Raw genomic sequence first — 20,273 nt, forward strand, 5'->3', positions numbered from 1 at the left:
TTTGACCAGGCAAAGGAGTGTTCACATGGTCAGGACCCTAGTGCTGTTGATCGCCGCGGGTATGCTTGCGGCTTGCGGGAGTAACCCGAAAGCCACGCCGGAACCCGCGCCGCAAACACAGGAAAAAGGCTGCTACCAGGCCGACTGGCAAGCGGAAACCAACCCGGTGATCAACAAGCGTTCCGGACCGGATGGCCTGGACAAATACGAGACACAGACCCCTGCCAAGGAACATGGTTGTCCTTGAGGGGTCTGACTCTTTACTCAAGGCTGGCGGCGTGCGCCGTCAGTCGAGGAACACGGATGAAACGCTTTATCGCCGTTGCGGCACTGGCATTGCTGGCAGGTTGCGCCAATTTGAACCTGTTCAACGCTGCCGAGCCAGCGGACAGCTGGACCACCTGGACCTGCGACAGCCAGGCCAAAGTGCTCTGGCGCTACACTGACGTCAGCCGCAAGGAAGTCGACGTTCGCCTGGGCGGTGCCGATCAGGTCTACCGCTTGAAGCTTGAACCGGGCGCCGAAGGTTCGCTGTACAGCAACGACATGCTGGCGTTTCACGTAAAAGGTGAGGAAGGCCTGGTGTACTGGGTCGCCACCAATGATTTGATCGGCCGCGGTTGTAAAGCAGAGTAAGACGATTGATTTGATTCACAGCGATCCAAATGTGGGAGCGGGCTTTTGTGGCGAGGGAGCTTGCCCCCGTTGGAGTGCGAAGCGCTCCCGAAGCCAGCGGATACGGTATTTCAGTTAGAACGCGTCATCCGATTTGCGACTGCTTCGCAGCCGAACGGGGGCAAGCCCCCTCGCCACAAAGTTTCAGCGATACAGGGTTTTTTGCATCACCGAATTCGCAGCCCGGGCCAACCCCCGATCTGCAATAACTTGAATAGCCGCCGCCGCTACGGCAGGCTGGCACGATTAACGACCCTCAACCGGGAGAGACACACACAATGGCACTTATCAGCATGCGCCAGATGCTGGACCACGCAGCCGAGTTCGGCTACGGCGTTCCAGCCTTCAACGTCAACAACCTTGAGCAGATGCGCGCCATCATGGAAGCCGCTGACAAGACTGACTCCCCGGTGATCGTCCAGGCTTCGGCCGGTGCTCGCAAATACGCAGGCGCCCCGTTCCTGCGTCACCTGATCCTGGCGGCAATCGAAGAATTCCCGCACATCCCGGTGTGCATGCACCAGGACCACGGCACCAGCCCTGACGTCTGCCAGCGCTCCATCCAACTGGGCTTCAGCTCGGTGATGATGGACGGTTCCCTCGGCGAAGACGGCAAGACTCCGACTGACTACGACTACAACGTCCGTGTTACCCAACAAACCGTAGCCATGGCTCACGCCTGCGGTGTTTCGGTAGAAGGCGAGCTGGGCTGCCTGGGTTCGCTGGAAACCGGCATGGCCGGTGAAGAAGACGGCATCGGCGCCGAAGGCGTTCTGGATCACAGCCAAATGCTGACCGACCCGGAAGAAGCCGCTGACTTCGTCAAACGTACCCAAGTCGATGCCCTGGCCATCGCCATCGGCACCAGCCACGGCGCCTACAAGTTCACCAAGCCACCTACCGGCGACGTGCTGGCCATCGACCGCATCAAAGAAATCCACAAACGCATCCCGAACACCCACCTGGTAATGCACGGTTCGTCTTCGGTTCCGCAAGAGTGGCTGGCGATCATCAACCAGTACGGCGGCGACATCAAAGAAACCTACGGCGTACCGGTTGAAGAAATCGTCGAAGGCATCAAGCACGGCGTGCGCAAGGTCAACATCGACACCGACCTGCGCCTGGCATCCACCGGCGCGATGCGTCGCCTGATGGCTACCAACCCTAGCGAGTTCGACCCGCGTAAGTTCTTCGGCGCGACCGTGACTGCGATGCGTGATGTGTGTATTGCGCGTTATGAGCAGTTTGGTACAGCGGGCAACGCTTCGAAGATCAAGCCGATCTCGTTGGAAGCGATGTACCAGCGTTATCTGAAGGGTGAGTTGAACGCCAAGGTTAACTGAGCCTGAGCGTTAAACTGTGTTGATAAAGAACCCGCCGAGAGGCGGGTTTTTTTGTGGCCGGAGATTTATGCGGCGCAGCTTATGCTCAGCTAATCAAATGTCACCTATAACGGACATTTGTAAGGATTTAGGCGGAAAAGTCCGATATAGGTGACATTGATTTTGTTTCAGCGGTTCGATTTCTCGTCAAACCCACGCTGCTCAATTATCCGAAACACATCGGGTGTAGGACGGTTGCGTAGCTTGAGATCAAAAGATCGCAGCCTTCGGCAGCTCCTACAGGGGGCGGTGGGGATGCCGCTTTTTGTGGCTAGAGGGTTTGCCCCGTTCGGCGGCGTAGCCGTCGTGAACCGGGCGGTGCGGTGTGTCTGGGGAATTGGGTGGCAGGGTTTGGGGCTGCTTCGCTGCCCAGCGGGAGCAAGCTCCCTCGCCACAGTCGGAGCAGTCCTACGAGTTTTGCAGATGCCCGGATCGTTATGTCCGTAGCAGCTGTCGAGCCTGCGAGGCTGCGTTCGGCTGCGCAGCAGTCGCAAAATCAGACTCCACGTTTTTTCAGGCAAAACGTATTTGCCGGACTGCGACCGCTTCGCGGCCGAACGCAGCCTCGCGGGCTCGGCAGCTGCTACAGGGGATCGAGTCGCCTCAGGTATCGTGATCGATATCCAGCTTGCTGAATGTCACTTCCCCGCCTTCACTGGTGTACCCGGTATTGTCCTGAACATAGACACCGGCCTTGAAGTACAGCGGTTTATCACGCCACATCGCGCTGATGTCGGTGTCCCACTGGTAGCCCGCCGCACTGATGCCCAATGCACCGCCGGGGCTGAGGTGGATCAGGTAGGAAAATTCCCGATCGAGTTTTACGCCAGTGGCGATGGTGATGACCCGGGCGGTGTCGTCGTCGGGGTGCATGCGGACTTTGGCGACGATGTTTCCGGTGTCGCTGGAGTCCTTGTATTGATACTCGAGCTTCACCATGGGCTTCTGGCTTTTGTAGGCATGGATCTGACCAATGACGATCTTGCCCGTGCTCGGTACCTTGCTGACCGTAAGGGTCGCACGCAGGGAGTTGTCCGCGTCGGGGTAGTACCAGTTTTTCAGCGTGCCATTGCTGTAGGTTTCGCGGAGTTCGGTTCGGGGGTAAACCGCGTTTTCGGTGCGGGTGCCGGTTACCGGGGACCAGAAAAACAAGGTGCCGGTGTCGGAGTGGAAGTATTGATCCTTGAAGCCGTCCACCAGTTTGGTTGTTTCAACGGTGTACGGCGGACTGCCGACAGGAACGCTAAGGTTCCAGGTTGCGAGATCGATCATATTCTAGCTTCCACTTTTTTCTGTACGCACGTGCCAGAAGCTCTAACACGCGCCTTCGGGCCGTCTTTATAAGCGTAGAACGGTTGTTTGTTAATGCCCGTTTGGCAGATGGTTGACGTCAACATCCTGTCGAAATGCCATCTTTCCCGGTTTACGGGGGCTGCAGGACTGACCGTTAGTCGGCTATGTGAAACTTTACTGAAGTGATGGCACTCCGGCGCCTTCTGCTTTCGCGTATCCGGGTCTAGAGTGAAGTCGCACTATGTGTCCGGTTTTCACAAGAGACCGGCCTGAGGTCCCGAACAAGAGATGCAGCATGGAATGCGCACAACCTACGCCAGCTGAAGGCAGCTCAATCCTTTTAATTGTTGATGATTACCCCGAAAACCTGATCAGCATGCGCGCGTTGTTACAGCGCCAGGACTGGCAGGTCATCACTGCGGCTTCCGGCTTTGAAGCGCTCAGCCTGTTGCTCGAACACGACGTCGACCTGGTGCTGCTGGATGTGCAGATGCCAGGTATGGACGGTTTCGAAGTGGCGCGCTTGATGCGTGGCAGCCAGCGTACTCGCCTCACGCCGATCATTTTCCTTACCGCCAACGAACAATCTCAGGACGCGGTGATCAAGGGCTACGCCAGTGGTGCGGTGGATTACCTGTTCAAACCGTTCGACCCGCAAATTCTCAAACCCAAAGTCCAGGCCCTGCTCGAGCATCAGCGTAATCGCCGTGCCTTGCAGCAGTTGAGCCATGACCTGGAAGTCGCTCGTGCCTTCAATGCCTCGGTGCTGGATAACGCCGCCGAAGGCATTCTGGTGGTGGGCGAGGATGGGCTGATTCGTTTTGCCAACCCGGCGATGTCTCGCCTGCTCAATGCCACGGTGCACGAGCTGCAAGGCAAAGAGTTTCTGGATTTCCTGCAAAAGCCACACATCCCGATCTGGGCCGACTCCGAATTGTTTGCCGGCTACAAACGCGGTGAAACCCTGCGCCTACACGATGCGTTGCTGCGTACCGCGCCCGGTCAGCAAGTGCCGGTGGCGTTGTCCTGCGCGCCTTTGCCCACCGAACAACGCGCGATGGTGGTGACGGTGCTGGACATGTCGGTGGTGCGCCATCTGCATCAGCAGCTGGAGTTCCAGGCGGTGACCGATCCGCTGACCGGGCTGCTCAATCGCCGGGGTTTCTACCAGACCGTTGAAAACCTGCTGCTGCGCGGCGAACGCTCCGACAGCACGTGGGTGCTGTTGTACCTGGACCTCGACGGCTTCAAACGGGTCAATGATTCCCTCGGCCATGATGCTGGTGACCGGGTGCTGCGTTGGGTGTCCGAGCAGCTGAAGGCGTGTCTGCGGCCCTTCGATATTCTGGCGCGGATGGGTGGCGATGAGTTCACCGCGCTGCTGGATCTTGAACTCCCTGAGCAAGCGGCGAAGATTGCCGAGAAGCTCATCGAGCGAGTGTCGATCTGTCAGCAAATCGACGGCATGGACATCGCCTTGGGCGCCAGTATCGGCATTGCCACTTACCCCGATTGCGGGGCTAATCTCGACGGGTTGATGCGCGCGTCCGACATCGCCATGTACGAAGCCAAGCGTGCCGGGCGTCAGCAATATCGCTTCTACGATCACGAAATGAACGGCCGGGCGCGCTCGCGGCTGATGCTCGAAGAGAGCGTGCGCACGGCCATCGAGAACCGCGATTTCAATTTGGTGTATCAGCCTCAAGTGGCCATTGCCGACGGGCAGATTCGCGGGTTCGAGGCATTGCTGCGCTGGCAGCATCCGAGTGTCGGCGATGTACCACCGGGGCTGTTTTTGCCGTTGCTGGAAGAGGCGCGGTTGATCAGTCGCCTGGGCAGCTGGATTTACCATCGCGGGGCCAAGCAACGAAAAGCCTGGGAAACCTTGTTTGCCGAAGACTTGGTGCTGGGCGTCAGTTTGAGCAGCACGCAGTTCGGTTTGCCCAACCTGGTCACCGAGCTGCGCCAGGTGCTGGAGCGCCATGGTTTGAAGCCGAGACAGCTGGAGGTCGAGGTCACGGAAGAGGCCTTGATGCTTAGCCCCGACGAAACCCGCAAGCAGCTGCGTTTGCTGCGCAATTTGGGAGTGCGGGTGGCGCTGGATGATTTCGGCTCCGGGGCTTGTTCGCTGGCGCACTTGCGCGACCTCGAGCTGGACACGCTCAAGCTCGACCGGCATTTGATCGCCCGGTTGCCGGGATCCGAACGGGATGCAGCGCTGGCACGCAGTGTCATCGATTTGTGCAAACAGTTCGGTCTGTTAGTCATCGCTGAAGGGGTGGAGACGGTGGCGCAATATGAATGGCTGCAAGCCAACGGTTGCCAGTATGTGCAGGGGTTTCTGGTCGCGCGACCGTTGATGGCCGAGGACACCCGTCACTTTGTCGAACCGTTCGACTGGAGCGCGCTGACGAGTTGAATTCGTTACACTGACGACCTTTTAGTGACTCGTGTTGCCGCCCCAATGACCGCGTTGAAATACCTCCAGGCCTATCCCGCTGCTTTGCAGGACCAGGTGCGCCAGTTGATCGCCGAAGGTCGGCTGGGCGACTACCTGAGCCAGCGATATCCGGAAAAGCACGGGGTGCAGAGCGACAAGGCGCTGTACACCTATGCCCTGGACCTCAAGCAGGAATACCTGCGTAACGCCCCGGCCATCGACAAGGTGTTATTCGACAACCGTCTGGACCTGACCCATCGCGCGCTTGGCCTGCACACTGCGATTTCCCGGGTGCAGGGCGGCAAGCTCAAGGCCAAGAAAGAAATTCGCATCGCCTCGTTGTTCAAGGACGCGGCGCCGCAGTTTCTGAAAATGATCGTGGTGCATGAGTTGGCGCACTTCAAAGAGTCGGACCACAACAAGGCGTTCTACAAGCTGTGCGAACACATGTTGCCGGGGTATCACCAGGTAGAGTTCGATTTACGGGTGTACCTGACTTGGCGGGAGATGCAATAGAAGATCAAGATCAAAAGATCGCAGCCTTCGACGGCGCCCACAGGCGTGTAGGAGCGGCCGAAGGCTGCGATCTTTTGATCTTCTAATAAGGAGCGCATGGATGGACGTGAGCAAGACCAAAAGCAGCTTCTACCGCCGGTTATACGTGGCGTACCTGATCGACAGCGGGCTGGCCAGCAGCGTCCCGGCGCTGACCGAAGTCACCGGCATGCCTCGGCGCACGGCGCAGGACACCATTGCGGCATTGGCGGATCTGGATATCGTTTGTGAATTCGAACAGGAAGAAGGCGCGCGCAACCATGCAGGACGCTATCGGATTCGCGAGTGGGGGGCGATTGATCGGGGGTGGATCGAGCGTAATCTGCGTCAGATTAAAGCGGTGTTGGAATATCCTTGAATTCCTGCGCTGCTTCAGCTGACGCCATCGCGAGCAGGCTCGCTCCCACAGTGGGTTCTGTGTGACATAGATAGAGTTCACACCATAAGTCCAATGTGGGAGCGAGCCTGCTCGCGATAGGGCCCTCAGGAACGACGCATCCCGATATGCGGAATGTCATCCTCCAGATATTCCTCACCCACCACCACAAACCCGTACCGCCCGTAGTACCCCTGCAAATGCGCCTGGGCCGAGAGATAGATCGGCATTCCAGGCCAGCGTTTGGCGGCTTGTTTCAACGCCTGGCTCATCATTTCATGCCCAAGCCCGGTGCCGCGTGCAGCGGGAGCAATGATCACTCGCCCAATCACCACGTCGCCGCCCTGTAACTCCGGGTCGAGCAAGCGCAGATAGGCCACCAGTCGATCTCCGTCCCAGCCCATCAAATGGCAGGTGTCACCTTCCAGGTCCTGGCCATCGATGTCCTGATAAAGGCATTTCTGCTCGACGACGAACACCTCGGCGCGCAGCTGCAAAATGGCATACAGCTGCTCTTTACCCAGATCGCTGTGGTGTTTGCAGACCCAATCGATTGTCATCTTCAGATTCCTTGAACAACGTTGCTCCGATACTAAGCGTCCTGACGCGGGATGTCTTGATGGCAGCGAAATCTGTGACAAAGGCCAAAATGCCATCATTCATTTCTCGCGAGATTGCCTTCTTTGTGTAATCTGCGATGAAGCGCTGTGCAATGTCGCCGATAAGCTAATGTTAGGACCTGGGTTTCGCCGGTAGAGGGGCCTTGGAGTTTTGGCTGAAAACACGTCGGGCAGTCCGCCCGCTAAGGATTTTCTGGCATGCCGCGATTGCATCGAGCGTTTGCTTTGATTGGATTGCTGTTGCTGACACAGAGCGCGACAGCGGAAAAGCTGCGTCTGGTAGCCGATGCCTGGCCACCCTTTACCGACGCCACGCTGGTCAATGGCGGATTGGCCACGGACATCGTCAGCACCGCGCTGGCACGGGCCGGTTATGCCAGTGATTTCGAACAGGTGCCGTGGGCGCGAGCCTTGTTTGGGGTAGGCGAGGGGCGTTACGACGTGCTGGTCAACGCTTGGTACACCGACGAGCGCACGAAGCTGGGGCAGTTTTCCGGCGAGTACCTGCTCAACCGCGTGCGCTTTCTCAAGCGCAAAGACACGCCGATCGAATTCAGCAACCTGCAACAACTTCACACCTACCCGATAGCAGTGGTACGCGGTTATGCCTATTCGCAAGCATTCGACGACGATGTGTCGCTGCAGAAAGTACCGGTGCATAACTTCGCCATGGCCGTGCGTATGGTCGCGGCCGACCGGGTCAAGCTGACCCTGGAAGACGAGTTCGTCGCCCGGTATTACCTGGCTCGGGAATCATTCAAGGTACGCAATTCCGTGGAGTTTTTGCCCAAGCCATTGAGCGAGAACAGCCTGCATATTCTGGTGAGCCTCAAGAACCCGCTGCATGAACAGATCGTCGCCGGTTTTGATCGCGAGATTGCGGCGATGAAGGTTGATGGGAGTTATGAGAAGTTGCTCAAGCAGCATGGGATGTGATCTGAAAGACCTGCGGTGTCTGTGCTGACGCCTTCGCGGGCAAGCCCGCTCCCACAGTGATTTGTGGCGTTCACATAATCTGTGTTCAGCTCCGAACCCTGTGGGAGCGGGCTTGCCCGCGAAGAGGCCGGCCCAGTCACCACAAATCTCAGGCTTCGCTAGTGTCCTTGATGAGATGCGCTGCCAACGTCCGCAATGGCCCCAGTTGCCGGCAAATCAACGCCAGTTGCGTCTGCACCAACCGCTGCCCTTCATCGATCTCATCCGGCATCTGCTCAAGCCCATTGGCCAGCGCTTCTTCCTCATCGCTCTGAATCGCAATCGGCTGTTTGCTCGCCAGGCCTTGGGCGATTTCGTCGAGGCTGGCGGCCAGGTTCACACCGGCGCCGTCGATCAAATGCTCGCGCACGTCCGACGGTAGTTGGGTTTCGCGGTGTGCTCCCAGCCCCGACAAATAGCTGAGCAAGGTGTGCGACAGCACCAGGAAACGGAACCCGACATCCGCTTCCTTACGGAAGTGCCCCGGCTCCATCAGCATATTGGCCAGCGTCGTCGACAACGCGGCATCGGCGTTGTGGGCGTTGCGTCGGGCCAGGCGATAAGCCAGGTCGTCGCTTTTACCGGCGGCGTATTGCTGCATGATCTGGCGCAGGTAAATGCTGTTGCAGGTCAGGGTGTTGGCCAGCACTTTGTTCAGGCGTCGACCCTGCCAGTCTGGCAGGAACAGGAATACCGCCAGCCCGGCGATCAGACTGCCGAGCAACGTATCGAACAGTCGTGGCAGAAGCAGCCCATAACCATCGCCCACCTGGTTGAAGCAGAACAACACCATGAGCGTGATCGCGGCAGTCGCCAGGGTGTAGCGCGTGGTGCGGTTGGTAAAGAACACCACCCCGGCAAGGATGGCGAAGCTCGACTGGATCAACGGGTTCGGGAACAGATCGAACAGCGCCCAGGCCACGGTCAGGCCAATGGCGGTGCCGATGATCCGCTGCCCGAGTTTGCGGCGGGTGGCGCCGTAGTTCGGCTGACAGACAAACAGCGTGGTGAGGATGATCCAGTAACCTTGCGATGGGTGGATCAAATGCACCATGCCGTAGCCGATGCTCAACGCCAGGGGCAGGCGCAGGGCATGGCGGAACAGCAAGGACGTCGGCGTCAGCTGCGTGCGCAAGCGTATCCAGACATCCTTGAGGCTGCGTGGCGAACGGTCGAGCAGGCTGCTGTCGGTGGCGTCTGCGAGCGCATCGGGGTTGCTGGCGTCGCTGAGCAAACGGTCGAGGGTGCCGAGGTTGGCCGCCAATGCTCGCAATGAACGCAGCAGACCGCGCCAGGCCGGATTGCTCTGGATGCGCAAGTGTTCGAGGGAGGCGTGCAGGTCGCTCAGGGCCTCGGCGAAGCTTGCGTCATAGATAAACGGCTGACGCATCTGGATCGATTCGGCCAGGGCGCGGCAAGCCTTGCCTTGCTGGCGCAGCAGACGCTGACAGCGGAACAGCACGTCGCTGTGGAAGAACGCTTCGGCCAGCGCGTTGTAGGGGTAGTGCGAGGAACTGGCGCGCTCGTGGATGTCCTGGGCGAGGAAGTACAGCTTCAGATAACGGCTGACTTTCACGCCCGGCCTACCGTCGCCGACCCGATGCAGGATGATTTCCTTGGCGGCGTTCAGGGCCGCCACCACCCGACCGTTCTGTTGGGCCAGTTCCAGCCGCTGCGCTTCCACGTCCAGCTGCCGGATCGGTTCGAACAGCGACGATTTGAGCTTCAGGTAATAACCCAGTTCACGGAACAGCCGCGCCAGGCTTTGCTGCACCGGCTGGTTGGAAAACAGCGCCTGCCACAGCACCGAGAGCAAGCCGTACCAGGCCGCACCGGCCACCAGCAGCACCGGTTCGTGCCAGAAATCAGTGACCGCGCCACCGCGCTGGTCCACGCCGATCATGGTGTAGACCGACAGAATCAGTGTGGCCGAAGCAATCGCGCCATAACGCTCGCCCAGCGCGCCGAGCATGGTCAGACAGAAGCTGGCCAGTGCAAAGGCGATGATAAAGAGGACGGGGTAGGGGAAGAGCAGTTCGACGGACAGGGCGGCGACCATGAAACACACTAGCGTCACTGCTAGTGCGTTGAGGCGGCCCTGCCAACTGTCGTCGGTTTCAGCCAGGGCGCTGGCGATGATCCCCAGGAACAACGGGATCAGCAGCCCCATTTCATCCTGATACCAACACAGCGCCATGCTGCCGGTCAGGGCGATGAATACCCGCACGCTGTAGCTGAATTTATCCAGCGCCCAGAGGCGACGCAGAGACTGCCGAAATGTGGTCGATGACATGAAGTGCGAAGGCCTTCCGAGGCAATGACGCTAAATTGAGCCACTAATGACGCCGACGCAATGGCGCCGATCACATCTGACAGCAAAATCTGTTCCTTGGAGTACGAGGGATCTGTTGCCGATCACAAATTTTGTGGTTGGCAGAGAAACCTGTGGGAGCGGGCTTGCCCGCGAAGAGGCCGGTACATTCAACATCTTATGTTGACTGTCAGACCGCTATCGCAGGCAAGCCAGCTCCCACAATTGACCGCATTTCACATTCAGGTTGCGTGAGTCAGACGAATTGTGCGGCGGCGTAACCGGAGGCCCAGGCCCACTGGAAATTGAAGCCACCCAAATGCCCGGTGACGTCGAGCACTTCGCCGATGAAATACAAACCTGGGCTTTTCAGCGATTCCATGGTCTTGGACGACACTTCGCGCGTGTCGACGCCACCCAGGGTCACTTCGGCAGTGCGGTAGCCTTCAGTGCCGGCCGGCACGACTTTCCAGCTCGCCAGTTTTTCGGCGATGTCCGCCAGTTCGGCGTGGGTGTACTGCTTCATCGGTTTGGAGACGAACCAGTTGTCCGCCAACAGATTGGCCATCTTCTTGGTGAAGATTTCACCGAGCAAGGTTTTCAACTCGCTATTCGGGCGTTCGGCCTGCTGCTGTTGTAGCCAGCTCGGCACGTCGTGATCCGGCATCAGGTTGATTTCCACCGTGTCGCCGGATTCCCAGAACGACGAAATCTGCAAGATCGCCGGCCCGCTGAGGCCGCGGTGAGTGAACAGGATGTTCTCGCGGAAGCTCTGGTCGTTGCAGCTCACCAGGCAATCCACCGATGTACCGGACAGCTCGGTGCAAAGCTCCTTGAGCTGATCGGTGATGGTGAACGGCACGAGGCCGGCGCGGGTTGGCAGCAGGTCGTGACCGAACTGCTTGGCCACTTGATAACCGAAACCGGTGGCGCCAAGGGTCGGAATCGACAGGCCTCCGGTGGCGATCACCAGAGACTCACAGGTAATTTGGTCGAGGGTGGTTTGCAGCAGGTAGCCGCTTTCCATTTTTTCGATGTGCTGGATCGAGGTGTCCAGGTGCAGGCTGACGCCGACCTGATCGCACTCGTCGAGCAGCAGGCCGAGGATGTCGCTGGATTTGTTATCGCAGAACAACTGGCCGAGTTTCTTCTCGTGGTACGGCACGCCGTGTTTGGCCACCAGACCGATGAAATCCCACTGGGTGTAGCGCGCCAGCGCGGATTTGCAGAAGTGCTCGTTCTGCGAGAGGAAATTGCTCGGTTCGGTGTACATGTTGGTGAAGTTGCAGCGCCCACCGCCCGACATGAGGATTTTCTTGCCGGCCTTGTTCGCATGGTCAAGCAACATCACTTTGCGCCCGCGCCCGGCGGCGGTCAGCGCACACATCAACCCTGCGGCGCCAGCGCCAATGATCACGACTTCGGTAGAGCGCAAAACGGTGTCCTCACACAATGATCGTTCCCACGCTCTGCGTGGGAATGCCGCCATGGACGCTCTGCGTCCGCCGTTATGTGACGCGGAGCGTCACGGGATGCATTCCCACGCAGAGCGTGGGAACGATCAGGTTAGAGGATGCGCACGCGCAGCGAGCGGCCTTTGATTTTACCGTCGTTCAGGCGCTGCAAGGCTTGCTTGGCGATCCCGCGTTCCACGGCCACATAGGCCTGGAAGTCGAAAATCGCGATCTTGCCGACCTGGGCGCCCGGGATGCCGGCGTCGCCGGTCAGTGCACCGAGAATGTCGCCCGGACGTACTTTGTCTTTACGGCCCGCACCAATGCACAGCGTGCTCATCACCGGCAGCAGCGGTGCGCCTCCTTGGGATTTGAGGTTGTCCAACTGATCCCAGCTCAACGGCGACTTCTGCAGCTGCTCGATGGCTTGGGCGCGGTGGGCTTCGGACGGGGCGACCAGGCTGATCGCGATGCCTTTCTCACCGGCACGGCCAGTACGGCCGACACGGTGAATGTGGATTTCCGAGTCACGGGCCAGTTCGACGTTGAGCACCATGTCCAGCATATCGATGTCCAGACCGCGCGCGGCGACATCAGTGGCAACCAGCACCGAAGTGCTGCGGTTGGCGAACATGGCCAATACCTGATCGCGGTCACGCTGTTCCAGATCACCCTGCAGACCGACGGCGGAGATGCCTTTGGAGGTCAGGTGATCAACGGTTTCCTGAACCTGCTGCTTGGTGAAGCAGAAGGCCACGCAGGATGCTGGACGGAAATGCGCGAGGACTTTGACCACTGCATCCATACGCTCTTCCGGAGAGATCTCGTAGAAGCGCTGCTCGATCTGCGTATCGTCGTGGAACGCCTCGGCCTTCACGATCTGAGGAGTGCGCATGAATTTCGACGCCAGTTGCTTGATGCCCACCGGATACGTGGCGGAGAACAGCAGGGTCTGGCGGCGCTCCGGGGTCTGGGCGATGATTTCTTCGATGGAATCGTAGAAACCCATGTCGAGCATGCGGTCGGCTTCGTCGAGGATCAGCGTGTTCAGGCCGTGAAGCACCAGCGAACCCTTGCGCAGGTGCTGCTGGATGCGCCCCGGAGTACCGACGATGATGTGCGCGCCGTGCTCCAGCGAGCCGATCTGCGGTCCGAAGGACACGCCGCCACACAAGGTCAGGACCTTGATGTTGTCTTCGGCACGGGCCAGACGACGGATTTCCTTGGCAACCTGGTCAGCCAACTCGCGAGTCGGGCAAATGACCAGCGCCTGGCAACCGAAGAAACGCGGATTGATCGGGTTCAGCAGGCCGATACCGAAGGCGGCGGTCTTGCCGCTGCCGGTCTTGGCTTGGGCGATCAGGTCCATCCCCTTGAGGATCACCGGCAAGCTTTGCGCCTGGATCGGCGTCATCTGGGCATAACCGAGGGAGTCGAGGTTAGCCAGCATGGCGGCGGACAGCGGCAAAGTATTAAAAGCGGTGGCGATGGTGGTCACGGGACTGGCCTGCAAAACAAAATGTCGCGCAGTGTATCAGTCTCATGCTCTCCACCTGCAAATTCTGGACGAATAGCGTGTAGCAGCTGCCGAGGCACGAGGCTGCGTTGGGCTACGAAGCAGCCCCCGAGGGCGGTCCTGCGGACACGCAACGCAGCCTCGTGCCTCGGCAGCTGCTACAAATCAGTGCTCTATATCGTGCTCGCGGCTGACCATTCGTCGGCCATCCTTGGGTGAAAGCTGCGAGAAGATCGTTGCAGCCAGCATCGCCATGATTCCGACCGTCACAAACGTCAGCTGGAACGCGCCCAGAACCGTGTCCACGCCGTCATTGCCGATCTCTGCCGTGAAGCCGCCGAGCAGGGCGCCGGCGCAAGCCACACCGAGGCTCAGGGACAATTGCGCGACCACCGACAGCAAACTGTTGCCGCTGCTGGCGCTGGCGTCGTCGAGGTCGATCAGGGTGACGGTGTTCATCGCGGTGAACTGCAAGGAGTTGATCGCCCCCAGAACCGCCAACTGAGCGAGCAGCAGCCAATACGGCGTCTGCTCGCTGACCAGGCCCATGCTTGCCAGCATGATCCCCAGCGCCAGTGTGTTGCCTGTCAGCACGGTGCGGTAGCCGAAACGTTCGATCAGCGGCCGCGCCACTGACTTGGCGACCATTGCGGCCGCAGCCAGGGGCAGCATGCTCATCCCGGCCTGAGACGGCGAGTAACCCAGCGCCACTTGCAGTAGCAACGGCACCAGAAACGGCAATGCGCCGCTACCCAGCCGGGCGAACAGGTTGCCGAGGATGCCCACGGCGAAGGTCCGGGTCTTGAACAGCGATGGTGCAAACAGCGGATTGTCGATGTGCCCGGCCCTCAGCCAATACGCCGCCAGACACGCCATGCCGCCAAACAGCAGCAACATCACCCGCAAGTGTGGCATGTGCAGTTCGCCGAGGCCTTCCATGGCGATGGTGATCAATACCATCGCCGCGCCGAACAGCAAAAAGCCCAGGCTATCGAAGCGGGTGCGCTCACTGCCGCGCAGGTCGGGAATGAATTTCCATACCGCGTAGCAACCGAGGACACCCACCGGCAGGTTGATCAGGAAGATCCAGTGCCAGGTCAGGTATTGCACCATCCAGCCGCCCATGGTCGGGCCGATCAGCGGGCCGAGCAGGCCGGGAATGGTAATGAACCCCATGATCCGCACCAGCTCCGAACGCGGATACGCGCGCAGCACCACCAATCGACCGACCGGCAACATCAACGCGCCACCGAGGCCCTGAATCACCCGGGCGCCGATGAGCATGCTCAAGGTGTTGGATAAGGCGCAGAGCAATGAGCCGAAGCTGAACAGGAGGATCGCGCCGAAGAAGATTTTCCGGGTGCCGAAGCGGTCGGCGATCCAGCCAGAGGCGGGGATCAACAAGGCAACGGTGAGCATGTAGGCGATGATCACGCCCTGCATGCGCAGCGGGTCTTCGGCCAAGTCCCGGGCCATGGCGGGGAGGGCGGTGTTGAGGATCGTCCCGTCGAGGGACTGCATGAAGAAAGCAATGGCCACAACCCACGGTACCCAGCGGGCGGTGACGGCGTCGAGAGGTGGGCGGTTGGGCATGGGACCTCTTGTGGGTTGGTCTGGTAACCGTAAACCTGTGGGAGCGGGCTTGCCCGCGAAGGCGATGTGTCAGTCAACATTGATGTTGAAGCTGATGGCCTCTTCGCGGGCAAGCCCGCTCCCACAGGTTTTGTATTTACAGCGTCAACGTAAGTCGGCTGACGAGCGCACCCGGCAATAACGCCGAAGCAGTCGCCCGCTGACTGTAGGTGCTAGCCGACAACATCAGCTCGCATTCCTCGGTCAACGCTTCCAGCTGCGAACCGAGCAGGCTGTAGACGCTGTCATCGAAACGCATGGTGCTGACCGGTGCCTGAATCTCGCCGTTCTCGACCCAGAAGGTCGCAAACCGGGTCATACCGGTCAGGCGCGCTGCCGGTTGGTCCGAGTAGTTCAGGTACCACAGGTTGCTGATGTAGAGCCCGGTGCCGAGGCGTTTGAGGATCTCCGCCTGCTCCAGATTGCCGCCTTTCATGACCAGCGCCGTCGGGTATTCATGGCTGCTGGCGCCGTTGGCAGCGAGGCCGTATTCGGCGGCGCTGCGGGAATTGATCAGTCGGGCATTGGCCATGCCTTTGGCGATCAACCCCAGATCATCGCGAGGATAACCTTCGTCGGAAAACGCCGGGCTCAAGGAACCGCTGACCTGCTCACTCAACCATACGTTGGGGCTGAAGCAGGCTTCGCTGGCGTAGAACCTTTGCAATGGGCTCTGTTTGCTGGCAATCGCCTGGGCCGAAAACCCGCCCCAGCTCAACATGCCCATGATTTCTTCCAGCGCTGCCGGCGCCAGGTAGGCGCGGTATTCGCCGGGCGGCAGTGTGCGCAATGGCCGACCCAGAAACGCCAATTGCTCGCGGGCCTGCTGGAAGCGCCTGGCAAACCCTTCGCTGTTCCAGTCGTGCCCGGCATAACTGGCTTTCACTGCCTGACCGTTTTCATGAAACAGGCTGAAATCGAAGTTGAAACTGTTAGCCTGATGCCAGCCGAACGCGCCCGAGGAACTGGCGAAACCGCGACTGATCGGCCCAGCGGCGTAGAAGCCGACCAGGTCCAGGCCCTCGGCAGCCTGGGTGATTTCAGCAACCACTTGCTCGGTGTCCGGCAGCGGATGCTCCTGCACGTTGTTGCTCTGCCAGTCGTTCTGGTTAAGCAGCAGGTATGGATCCTGAGGCAACAGTGGCAGGGTTTCGCGCAACTGTTGCAAGCCTTCGGCCAGACGCTGAAGATCGGCTTCGGGGTCGCCCGACAGCGTGATATTCAGATCGGCATGACGACCATCGTTAATCAGTTTGAACCCGACACTCGCCTGCTGCACCTGCCCGGCCTGACGGACTTTGGCATGGTTGAAGCGCACGAAGGCCGACGACTCGGCGGCGTAGCTGAGGGTGAATTGCTCAGGCGTGCGCAGAGCACCGCGCAGCCAATTGACCAGGTCCTTGAATGACTCGGCCTGGCTATTTGAAGTGCTCGTGGAAGTACTCATCAGGCGTCTCCTCCAAACACATCCACATTGCTGAACACACAGGCCGGCGACGCATGGCCGACGCGGATCACCTGGTTCGGTTCGCCTTTGCCGCAGTTCGGCGTGCCTAGCACTTTGACGGTGTTGGCATCGCCGACAGCGCTGAGGCTTTTCCAGAATTGTGCGGAAATCGCCCGGTAGTTCGGGTTCTTCACCACACCCTTGAGTTCACCGTTTTCAATCAACTGGCCCCATTCGCAACCGAACTGGAACTTGTTGCGCGCATCGTCGATGGACCAGGAACGGTTGGTGCTCATCAAAATGCCGTGCTCGATATTGCCGATCAGTTGTTCCAGTGGCTGATCGCCGGGCTCGATGTTGAGGTTGGCCATGCGGTCGATCGGTGGACGGTTCCAGCCGCAGGCGCGGCTGTTGGCAACGCCGTCCATGCCGGCACGGAATTGCGACAGTGCGCCGCCCAATGGCCGCAGCAACAAACCTTCTTTAATCAGAAATTGCTTGCTGGCGGCGCTGCCGTCGTCGTCATGGCCATAGCTGGCGAGTTGCTCGGGGATGTCCGGGTCGAACGTCACGTTGAGCAGTTCGGAGCCGTATTGCAGGCTGCCGAAGTCTTCTGCCTTGACGAAACTGGTGCCGGCGTAATTGCGCTCATCGCCCAGGATGCGGTCCAGTTCCAGCGGGTGACCGATGGACTCGTGGATCTGCAGCATCATTTGGTCAGGCATCAGCAACAGATCGCGCGGGCCTTGCGGGGTGTTCGGCGCCAGCAGCAATTGCAGTGCCTGATCGGCGACTTTCGGGCCGGCACCGATCAGGCCGCAACGGCTGATCACATCAAAGCCGCCCTGCTGGCCGAAATTCTCGCGGCCCAGGCTGCGGGTCTGGCTGTCGCTGCCGTCGTAGGCGGTGACGTCCACGCTCGGGTAGACGAAACGCTGGGCCTGACGCAATTCGGCTCCGGCGCTGTTGAGGTAGATTTGCTCGACGTTGGTGATGCCGATGCTCGCCTGCCAGTTCACCAGTCGCTCGTCCTTGGGCACGGCGGCGGATTCGGCGCCGAGCAATTGGTAGCAATCGCTCAGGGACGGAAAGGGCTGGTCGAAGTTGGGCGAGAAATAGTCGGCGCGGTCGCTGGAGACGGCTTGCTCACGCAGGTCGAGCAGGGCGTGAGGCTTGAGTCGACGGGCTTGTTGCTCGGCTTTCTCCAGCGCGGCTTGCAGGCCGGATTGGGACAGATCGTTGGTGGCGGCATAGGCTTCGACGCCGTTGACCCGAACGGTCAGCATCGCGCCTTCGTCACGGCTCAGGCTCGGCGGTTCGGCGACGTTCTTGCGTACCGACAGGTACTGGCCGGACTCGCGCACATAACGCAGCGAAAAGAATTCAGCGCCCGTGCGCAAGGCAGCAAAACGCTGCTTGAGCTGGGGGTGGAAATCGAACATTCGGGAACCTCCTTGGTATGGAGTTGCGATGTATCGGTATTGCGAGGGGGTGAAACGTTTGCGTGGCGCTAGATTAGGCCTGGGCGGGGGGTAGATCAAGGGCGGAGCGGTGTGGGGAGGGATTGCCAGGATGCGTCAGGTCGAGATGTGTTGTCTGGTCGGGCTCCATCGCGGGCAAGCCCGCTCCCACAGGGGGATTGGGTGGACTACACATTTGCAATCCAACCCGAAACCTGTGGGAGCGGGCTTGCCCGCGATAGGTGCGCCTTGGTGTAACTGTCTTACTGCGCCGTCAGGCTCACATCCCGCAACGGCTTGCCACGCACCGGTGCATCACCGGCCACGTAGTAAGCAGCCTTGCTACGCGGCAATGGCTTGCGACCGCGGATCTTGTCGGCGATTTTCTCGGCCATCATGATCGTTGGCGCGTTCAGGTTGCCGGTGGTGATGATCGGCATGATCGAGGCATCGACCACGCGCAGGGCTTGCATGCCGTGCACACGACCTTCGCCGTCGACCACGGCCATCTCGTCGGTGCCCATCTTGCACGAGCAGGACGGGTGGAACGCGGTTTCGGCGTGCTCGCGGATGAACTTGTCCAGCTGCTCGTCGGATTGAACGTCAATGCCCGGGCTGATTTCGCGGCCACGGAAGGCGTCCAGTGCTGGCTGTTGCATGATTTCACGGGTCAGGCGGATGCCGTCGCGAAATTCCTGCCAGTCCTGCTCGGTGGCCATGTAGTTGAACAGGATGCTCGGGTACTCGCGTGGATCCTTGGACTTGGCCTGGATGCGACCACGGCTTGGCGAACGCATGGAGCCCATGTGCGCCTGGAAGCCGTGCTCTTTCACACCGTTGCTGCCGTTGTAGTTAATCGCCACCGGCAGGAAGTGGTACTGAATGTTCGGCCAATCGAATTCGGGACGGGTGCGGATGAAACCACCGGCCTCGAACTGGTTGCTGGCGCCGATGCCGGTGCCGTTGAACAACCACTCGGCACCGATGGCCGGCTGGTTATGCAGCAGCAGCGACGGGTACAGCGAGACCGGTTGGGTGCAGGCGTATTGCAGGTACAGCTCAAGGTGATCCTGCAGGTTTTCACCGACGCCCGGCAGGTCGTGGACCACCGGAATGTCGAGTTTCTTCAGCAGTTCGGCCGGGCCGACACCGGAGCGTTGCAGAATCTGCGGCGAAGCGATGGCGCCGGAGCACAGCAGCACTTCCTTGCGGGCGCGGGCTTCAACGCGCTCTTCAGCGGCGCCGATCAGGTAACGCACGCCGACCGCACGCTTGCCTTCGAACAGGATCTTGTCGGTCAGGGCATGGGTGACGATGGTCAGGGTCGAGCGCTTCTTGGCGACGTCCAGGTAACCGCGAGCGGTGCTGGCGCGACGGCCGTTCGGCGTCACGGTGCGGTCCATCGGGCCGAAACCTTCTTGCTGGTAGCCGTTCAGGTCTTCGGTACGCGGGTAACCGGCTTGCACGCCGGCTTCAACCATCGCGTGGAACAACGGGTTGTTGCCGGCTTTCGGCGTGGTCACGCTGACCGGACCGTCGCCACCGTGGTAGTCGTTCGGGCCGATGTCACGGGTTTCCGCCTTGCGGAAATACGGCAGGCAGTCGAGGTAGCTCCAGTCTTCCAGACCGGGCAGCTTCGACCAATTGTCGTAGTCCATCGCGTTACCACGGATGTAGCACATGCCGTTGATCAGCGAAGAACCACCCAGGCCCTTGCCACGACCGCATTCCATCCGGCGACCGTCCATGTGTGGCTCTGGATCGGTTTCATACGCCCAGTTGTAGCGACGACCTTGCAGCGGGAAGGCCAGGGCGGCCGGCATTTGCGTGCGGAAGTCGAGACGGTAATCCGGGCCGCCCGCTTCGAGCAGCAGGACGGTGACGCCTTCGTCTTCAGTCAGACGGGTCGCCAGGGTGTTACCGGCCGAGCCGGCACCGATGATGATGTAATCGAACTCTTGGGACATTGAATGCACCCTCTTTGAAGTTGGTCAGGTCGGCGAGTGCTTCGCACTCGATCGCGGGCAAGCCACGCTCCCACAGGGATCGGGGGCACCGCAGATTTGGCGAACGACGCCAAACCTGTGGGAGCTGGCTTGCCTGCGATAGCGATCTCGCAGGCGAAGCAAATACCGCC

Annotated in this window: 16 protein-coding genes; 7 read left to right on the plus strand and 9 right to left on the minus strand. The window is 60.0% G+C overall.

From position 1 onward, the window contains the following. Positions 1–25: 25 nt before the first annotated feature. From JFU11_RS18830 to fba, 3 genes are all read left to right on the plus strand, one after another. Positions 26–247 (plus strand): hypothetical protein, encoded by a 222-nt coding sequence (locus tag JFU11_RS18830; RefSeq protein ID WP_123719649.1) that lies wholly within the window; start codon positions 26–28, stop codon positions 245–247. A gap of 56 nt (positions 248–303) precedes the next feature. Further along, a complete protein-coding gene (locus JFU11_RS18835; protein WP_038981062.1) occupies positions 304–636 on the plus strand; it encodes an MliC family protein in 333 nt (110 codons plus the stop codon). Between the two features lie 317 nt (positions 637–953). Beyond that, on the plus strand, positions 954–2,018 hold the full coding sequence (fba, locus tag JFU11_RS18840; protein ID WP_007894938.1) for a class II fructose-bisphosphate aldolase: 1,065 nt from the start codon (positions 954–956) through the stop codon (positions 2,016–2,018). Positions 2,019–2,660: 642 nt separating this feature from the next. On the opposite strand, the gene JFU11_RS18845 is transcribed toward fba, so the two are convergent. After that, complete coding sequence (locus JFU11_RS18845) at positions 2,661–3,329, minus strand: polysaccharide lyase family 7 protein (protein WP_201061770.1); 669 nt, start codon at positions 3,327–3,329, stop codon at positions 2,661–2,663. Positions 3,330–3,645: 316 nt separating this feature from the next. Between JFU11_RS18845 and JFU11_RS18850 the strand changes: the two genes are divergently transcribed. From JFU11_RS18850 to JFU11_RS18860, 3 genes are all read left to right on the plus strand, one after another. Beyond that, positions 3,646–5,769, plus strand: coding sequence for an EAL domain-containing protein (locus JFU11_RS18850; protein ID WP_123719646.1), 2,124 nt, complete (start codon positions 3,646–3,648; stop codon positions 5,767–5,769). Between the two features lie 45 nt (positions 5,770–5,814). Further along, complete coding sequence (locus JFU11_RS18855; RefSeq protein ID WP_123719645.1) at positions 5,815–6,306, plus strand: M48 family metallopeptidase; 492 nt, start codon at positions 5,815–5,817, stop codon at positions 6,304–6,306. A 100-nt stretch (positions 6,307–6,406) separates the two neighbouring features. Then, positions 6,407–6,703, plus strand: coding sequence for a winged helix-turn-helix domain-containing protein (locus JFU11_RS18860; RefSeq protein ID WP_007894945.1), 297 nt, complete (start codon positions 6,407–6,409; stop codon positions 6,701–6,703). Between the two features lie 125 nt (positions 6,704–6,828). Here JFU11_RS18860 and JFU11_RS18865 read toward each other — a convergent pair whose 3' ends face one another. Further along, on the minus strand, positions 6,829–7,281 hold the full coding sequence (locus JFU11_RS18865) for a GNAT family N-acetyltransferase (RefSeq protein WP_123719644.1): 453 nt from the start codon (positions 7,279–7,281) through the stop codon (positions 6,829–6,831). Positions 7,282–7,539: 258 nt separating this feature from the next. On the opposite strand from JFU11_RS18865, the gene JFU11_RS18870 reads away from it, so the two are divergent. Continuing rightward, entirely contained in the window at positions 7,540–8,277 is a 738-nt protein-coding gene (locus JFU11_RS18870; RefSeq protein WP_123719643.1) for a transporter substrate-binding domain-containing protein, read from the plus strand. A 148-nt stretch (positions 8,278–8,425) separates the two neighbouring features. Here the strand turns inward: JFU11_RS18870 and yccS are convergent, their stop codons facing one another. From yccS to betA, 7 genes are all read right to left on the minus strand, one after another. Continuing rightward, positions 8,426–10,609, minus strand: a complete 2,184-nt coding sequence (gene yccS, locus JFU11_RS18875) for a YccS family putative transporter (RefSeq protein ID WP_201061772.1) — start codon at positions 10,607–10,609, stop codon at positions 8,426–8,428. Between the two features lie 274 nt (positions 10,610–10,883). Further along, complete coding sequence (locus tag JFU11_RS18880; protein ID WP_123719641.1) at positions 10,884–12,062, minus strand: NAD(P)/FAD-dependent oxidoreductase; 1,179 nt, start codon at positions 12,060–12,062, stop codon at positions 10,884–10,886. Between the two features lie 131 nt (positions 12,063–12,193). After that, positions 12,194–13,531 (minus strand): ATP-dependent RNA helicase DbpA, encoded by a 1,338-nt coding sequence (gene dbpA, locus JFU11_RS18885; protein WP_207192970.1) that lies wholly within the window; start codon positions 13,529–13,531, stop codon positions 12,194–12,196. A gap of 231 nt (positions 13,532–13,762) precedes the next feature. Beyond that, positions 13,763–15,190 carry a multidrug transporter subunit MdtD gene (gene mdtD, locus JFU11_RS18890; RefSeq protein ID WP_095052576.1) on the minus strand — a complete coding sequence of 476 codons (1,428 nt, stop codon included), beginning with the start codon at positions 15,188–15,190 and terminating at the stop codon, positions 13,763–13,765. Positions 15,191–15,326: 136 nt separating this feature from the next. After that, positions 15,327–16,676 (minus strand): TldD/PmbA family protein, encoded by a 1,350-nt coding sequence (locus JFU11_RS18895; RefSeq protein ID WP_123719639.1) that lies wholly within the window; start codon positions 16,674–16,676, stop codon positions 15,327–15,329. After that, on the minus strand, positions 16,676–18,118 hold the full coding sequence (locus JFU11_RS18900; RefSeq protein ID WP_008072547.1) for a TldD/PmbA family protein: 1,443 nt from the start codon (positions 18,116–18,118) through the stop codon (positions 16,676–16,678). Before JFU11_RS18900 ends, JFU11_RS18895 begins: the two co-directional genes overlap by 1 nt. Before the next feature lie 281 nt (positions 18,119–18,399). After that, positions 18,400–20,103, minus strand: coding sequence for a choline dehydrogenase (gene betA, locus JFU11_RS18905; RefSeq protein WP_201061778.1), 1,704 nt, complete (start codon positions 20,101–20,103; stop codon positions 18,400–18,402). Between the last annotated feature and the right edge of the window lie 170 nt (positions 20,104–20,273).

Origin of the sequence: Pseudomonas sp. TH37 (assembly GCF_016650735.1) — a bacterium.
GTDB classification, from domain to species: domain Bacteria; phylum Pseudomonadota; class Gammaproteobacteria; order Pseudomonadales; family Pseudomonadaceae; genus Aquipseudomonas; species Aquipseudomonas farris.

Coding starts and splice junctions, on each gene's coding strand:
- JFU11_RS18895 (WP_123719639.1), bottom strand. CDS start 16,676: ATGAGTACTTCCACGAGCACTTCAAATAGCCAGGCCGAGTCATTCAAG.
- mdtD (WP_095052576.1), bottom strand. CDS start 15,190: ATGCCCAACCGCCCACCTCTCGACGCCGTCACCGCCCGCTGGGTACCG.
- JFU11_RS18850 (WP_123719646.1), top strand. CDS start 3,646: ATGGAATGCGCACAACCTACGCCAGCTGAAGGCAGCTCAATCCTTTTA.
- JFU11_RS18870 (WP_123719643.1), top strand. CDS start 7,540: ATGCCGCGATTGCATCGAGCGTTTGCTTTGATTGGATTGCTGTTGCTG.
- fba (WP_007894938.1), top strand. CDS start 954: ATGGCACTTATCAGCATGCGCCAGATGCTGGACCACGCAGCCGAGTTC.
- betA (WP_201061778.1), bottom strand. CDS start 20,103: ATGTCCCAAGAGTTCGATTACATCATCATCGGTGCCGGCTCGGCCGGT.
- JFU11_RS18830 (WP_123719649.1), top strand. CDS start 26: ATGGTCAGGACCCTAGTGCTGTTGATCGCCGCGGGTATGCTTGCGGCT.
- JFU11_RS18835 (WP_038981062.1), top strand. CDS start 304: ATGAAACGCTTTATCGCCGTTGCGGCACTGGCATTGCTGGCAGGTTGC.
- yccS (WP_201061772.1), bottom strand. CDS start 10,609: ATGTCATCGACCACATTTCGGCAGTCTCTGCGTCGCCTCTGGGCGCTG.
- JFU11_RS18900 (WP_008072547.1), bottom strand. CDS start 18,118: ATGTTCGATTTCCACCCCCAGCTCAAGCAGCGTTTTGCTGCCTTGCGC.
- dbpA (WP_207192970.1), bottom strand. CDS start 13,531: ATGCTGGCTAACCTCGACTCCCTCGGTTATGCCCAGATGACGCCGATC.
- JFU11_RS18860 (WP_007894945.1), top strand. CDS start 6,407: ATGGACGTGAGCAAGACCAAAAGCAGCTTCTACCGCCGGTTATACGTG.
- JFU11_RS18845 (WP_201061770.1), bottom strand. CDS start 3,329: ATGATCGATCTCGCAACCTGGAACCTTAGCGTTCCTGTCGGCAGTCCG.
- JFU11_RS18855 (WP_123719645.1), top strand. CDS start 5,815: ATGACCGCGTTGAAATACCTCCAGGCCTATCCCGCTGCTTTGCAGGAC.
- JFU11_RS18865 (WP_123719644.1), bottom strand. CDS start 7,281: ATGACAATCGATTGGGTCTGCAAACACCACAGCGATCTGGGTAAAGAG.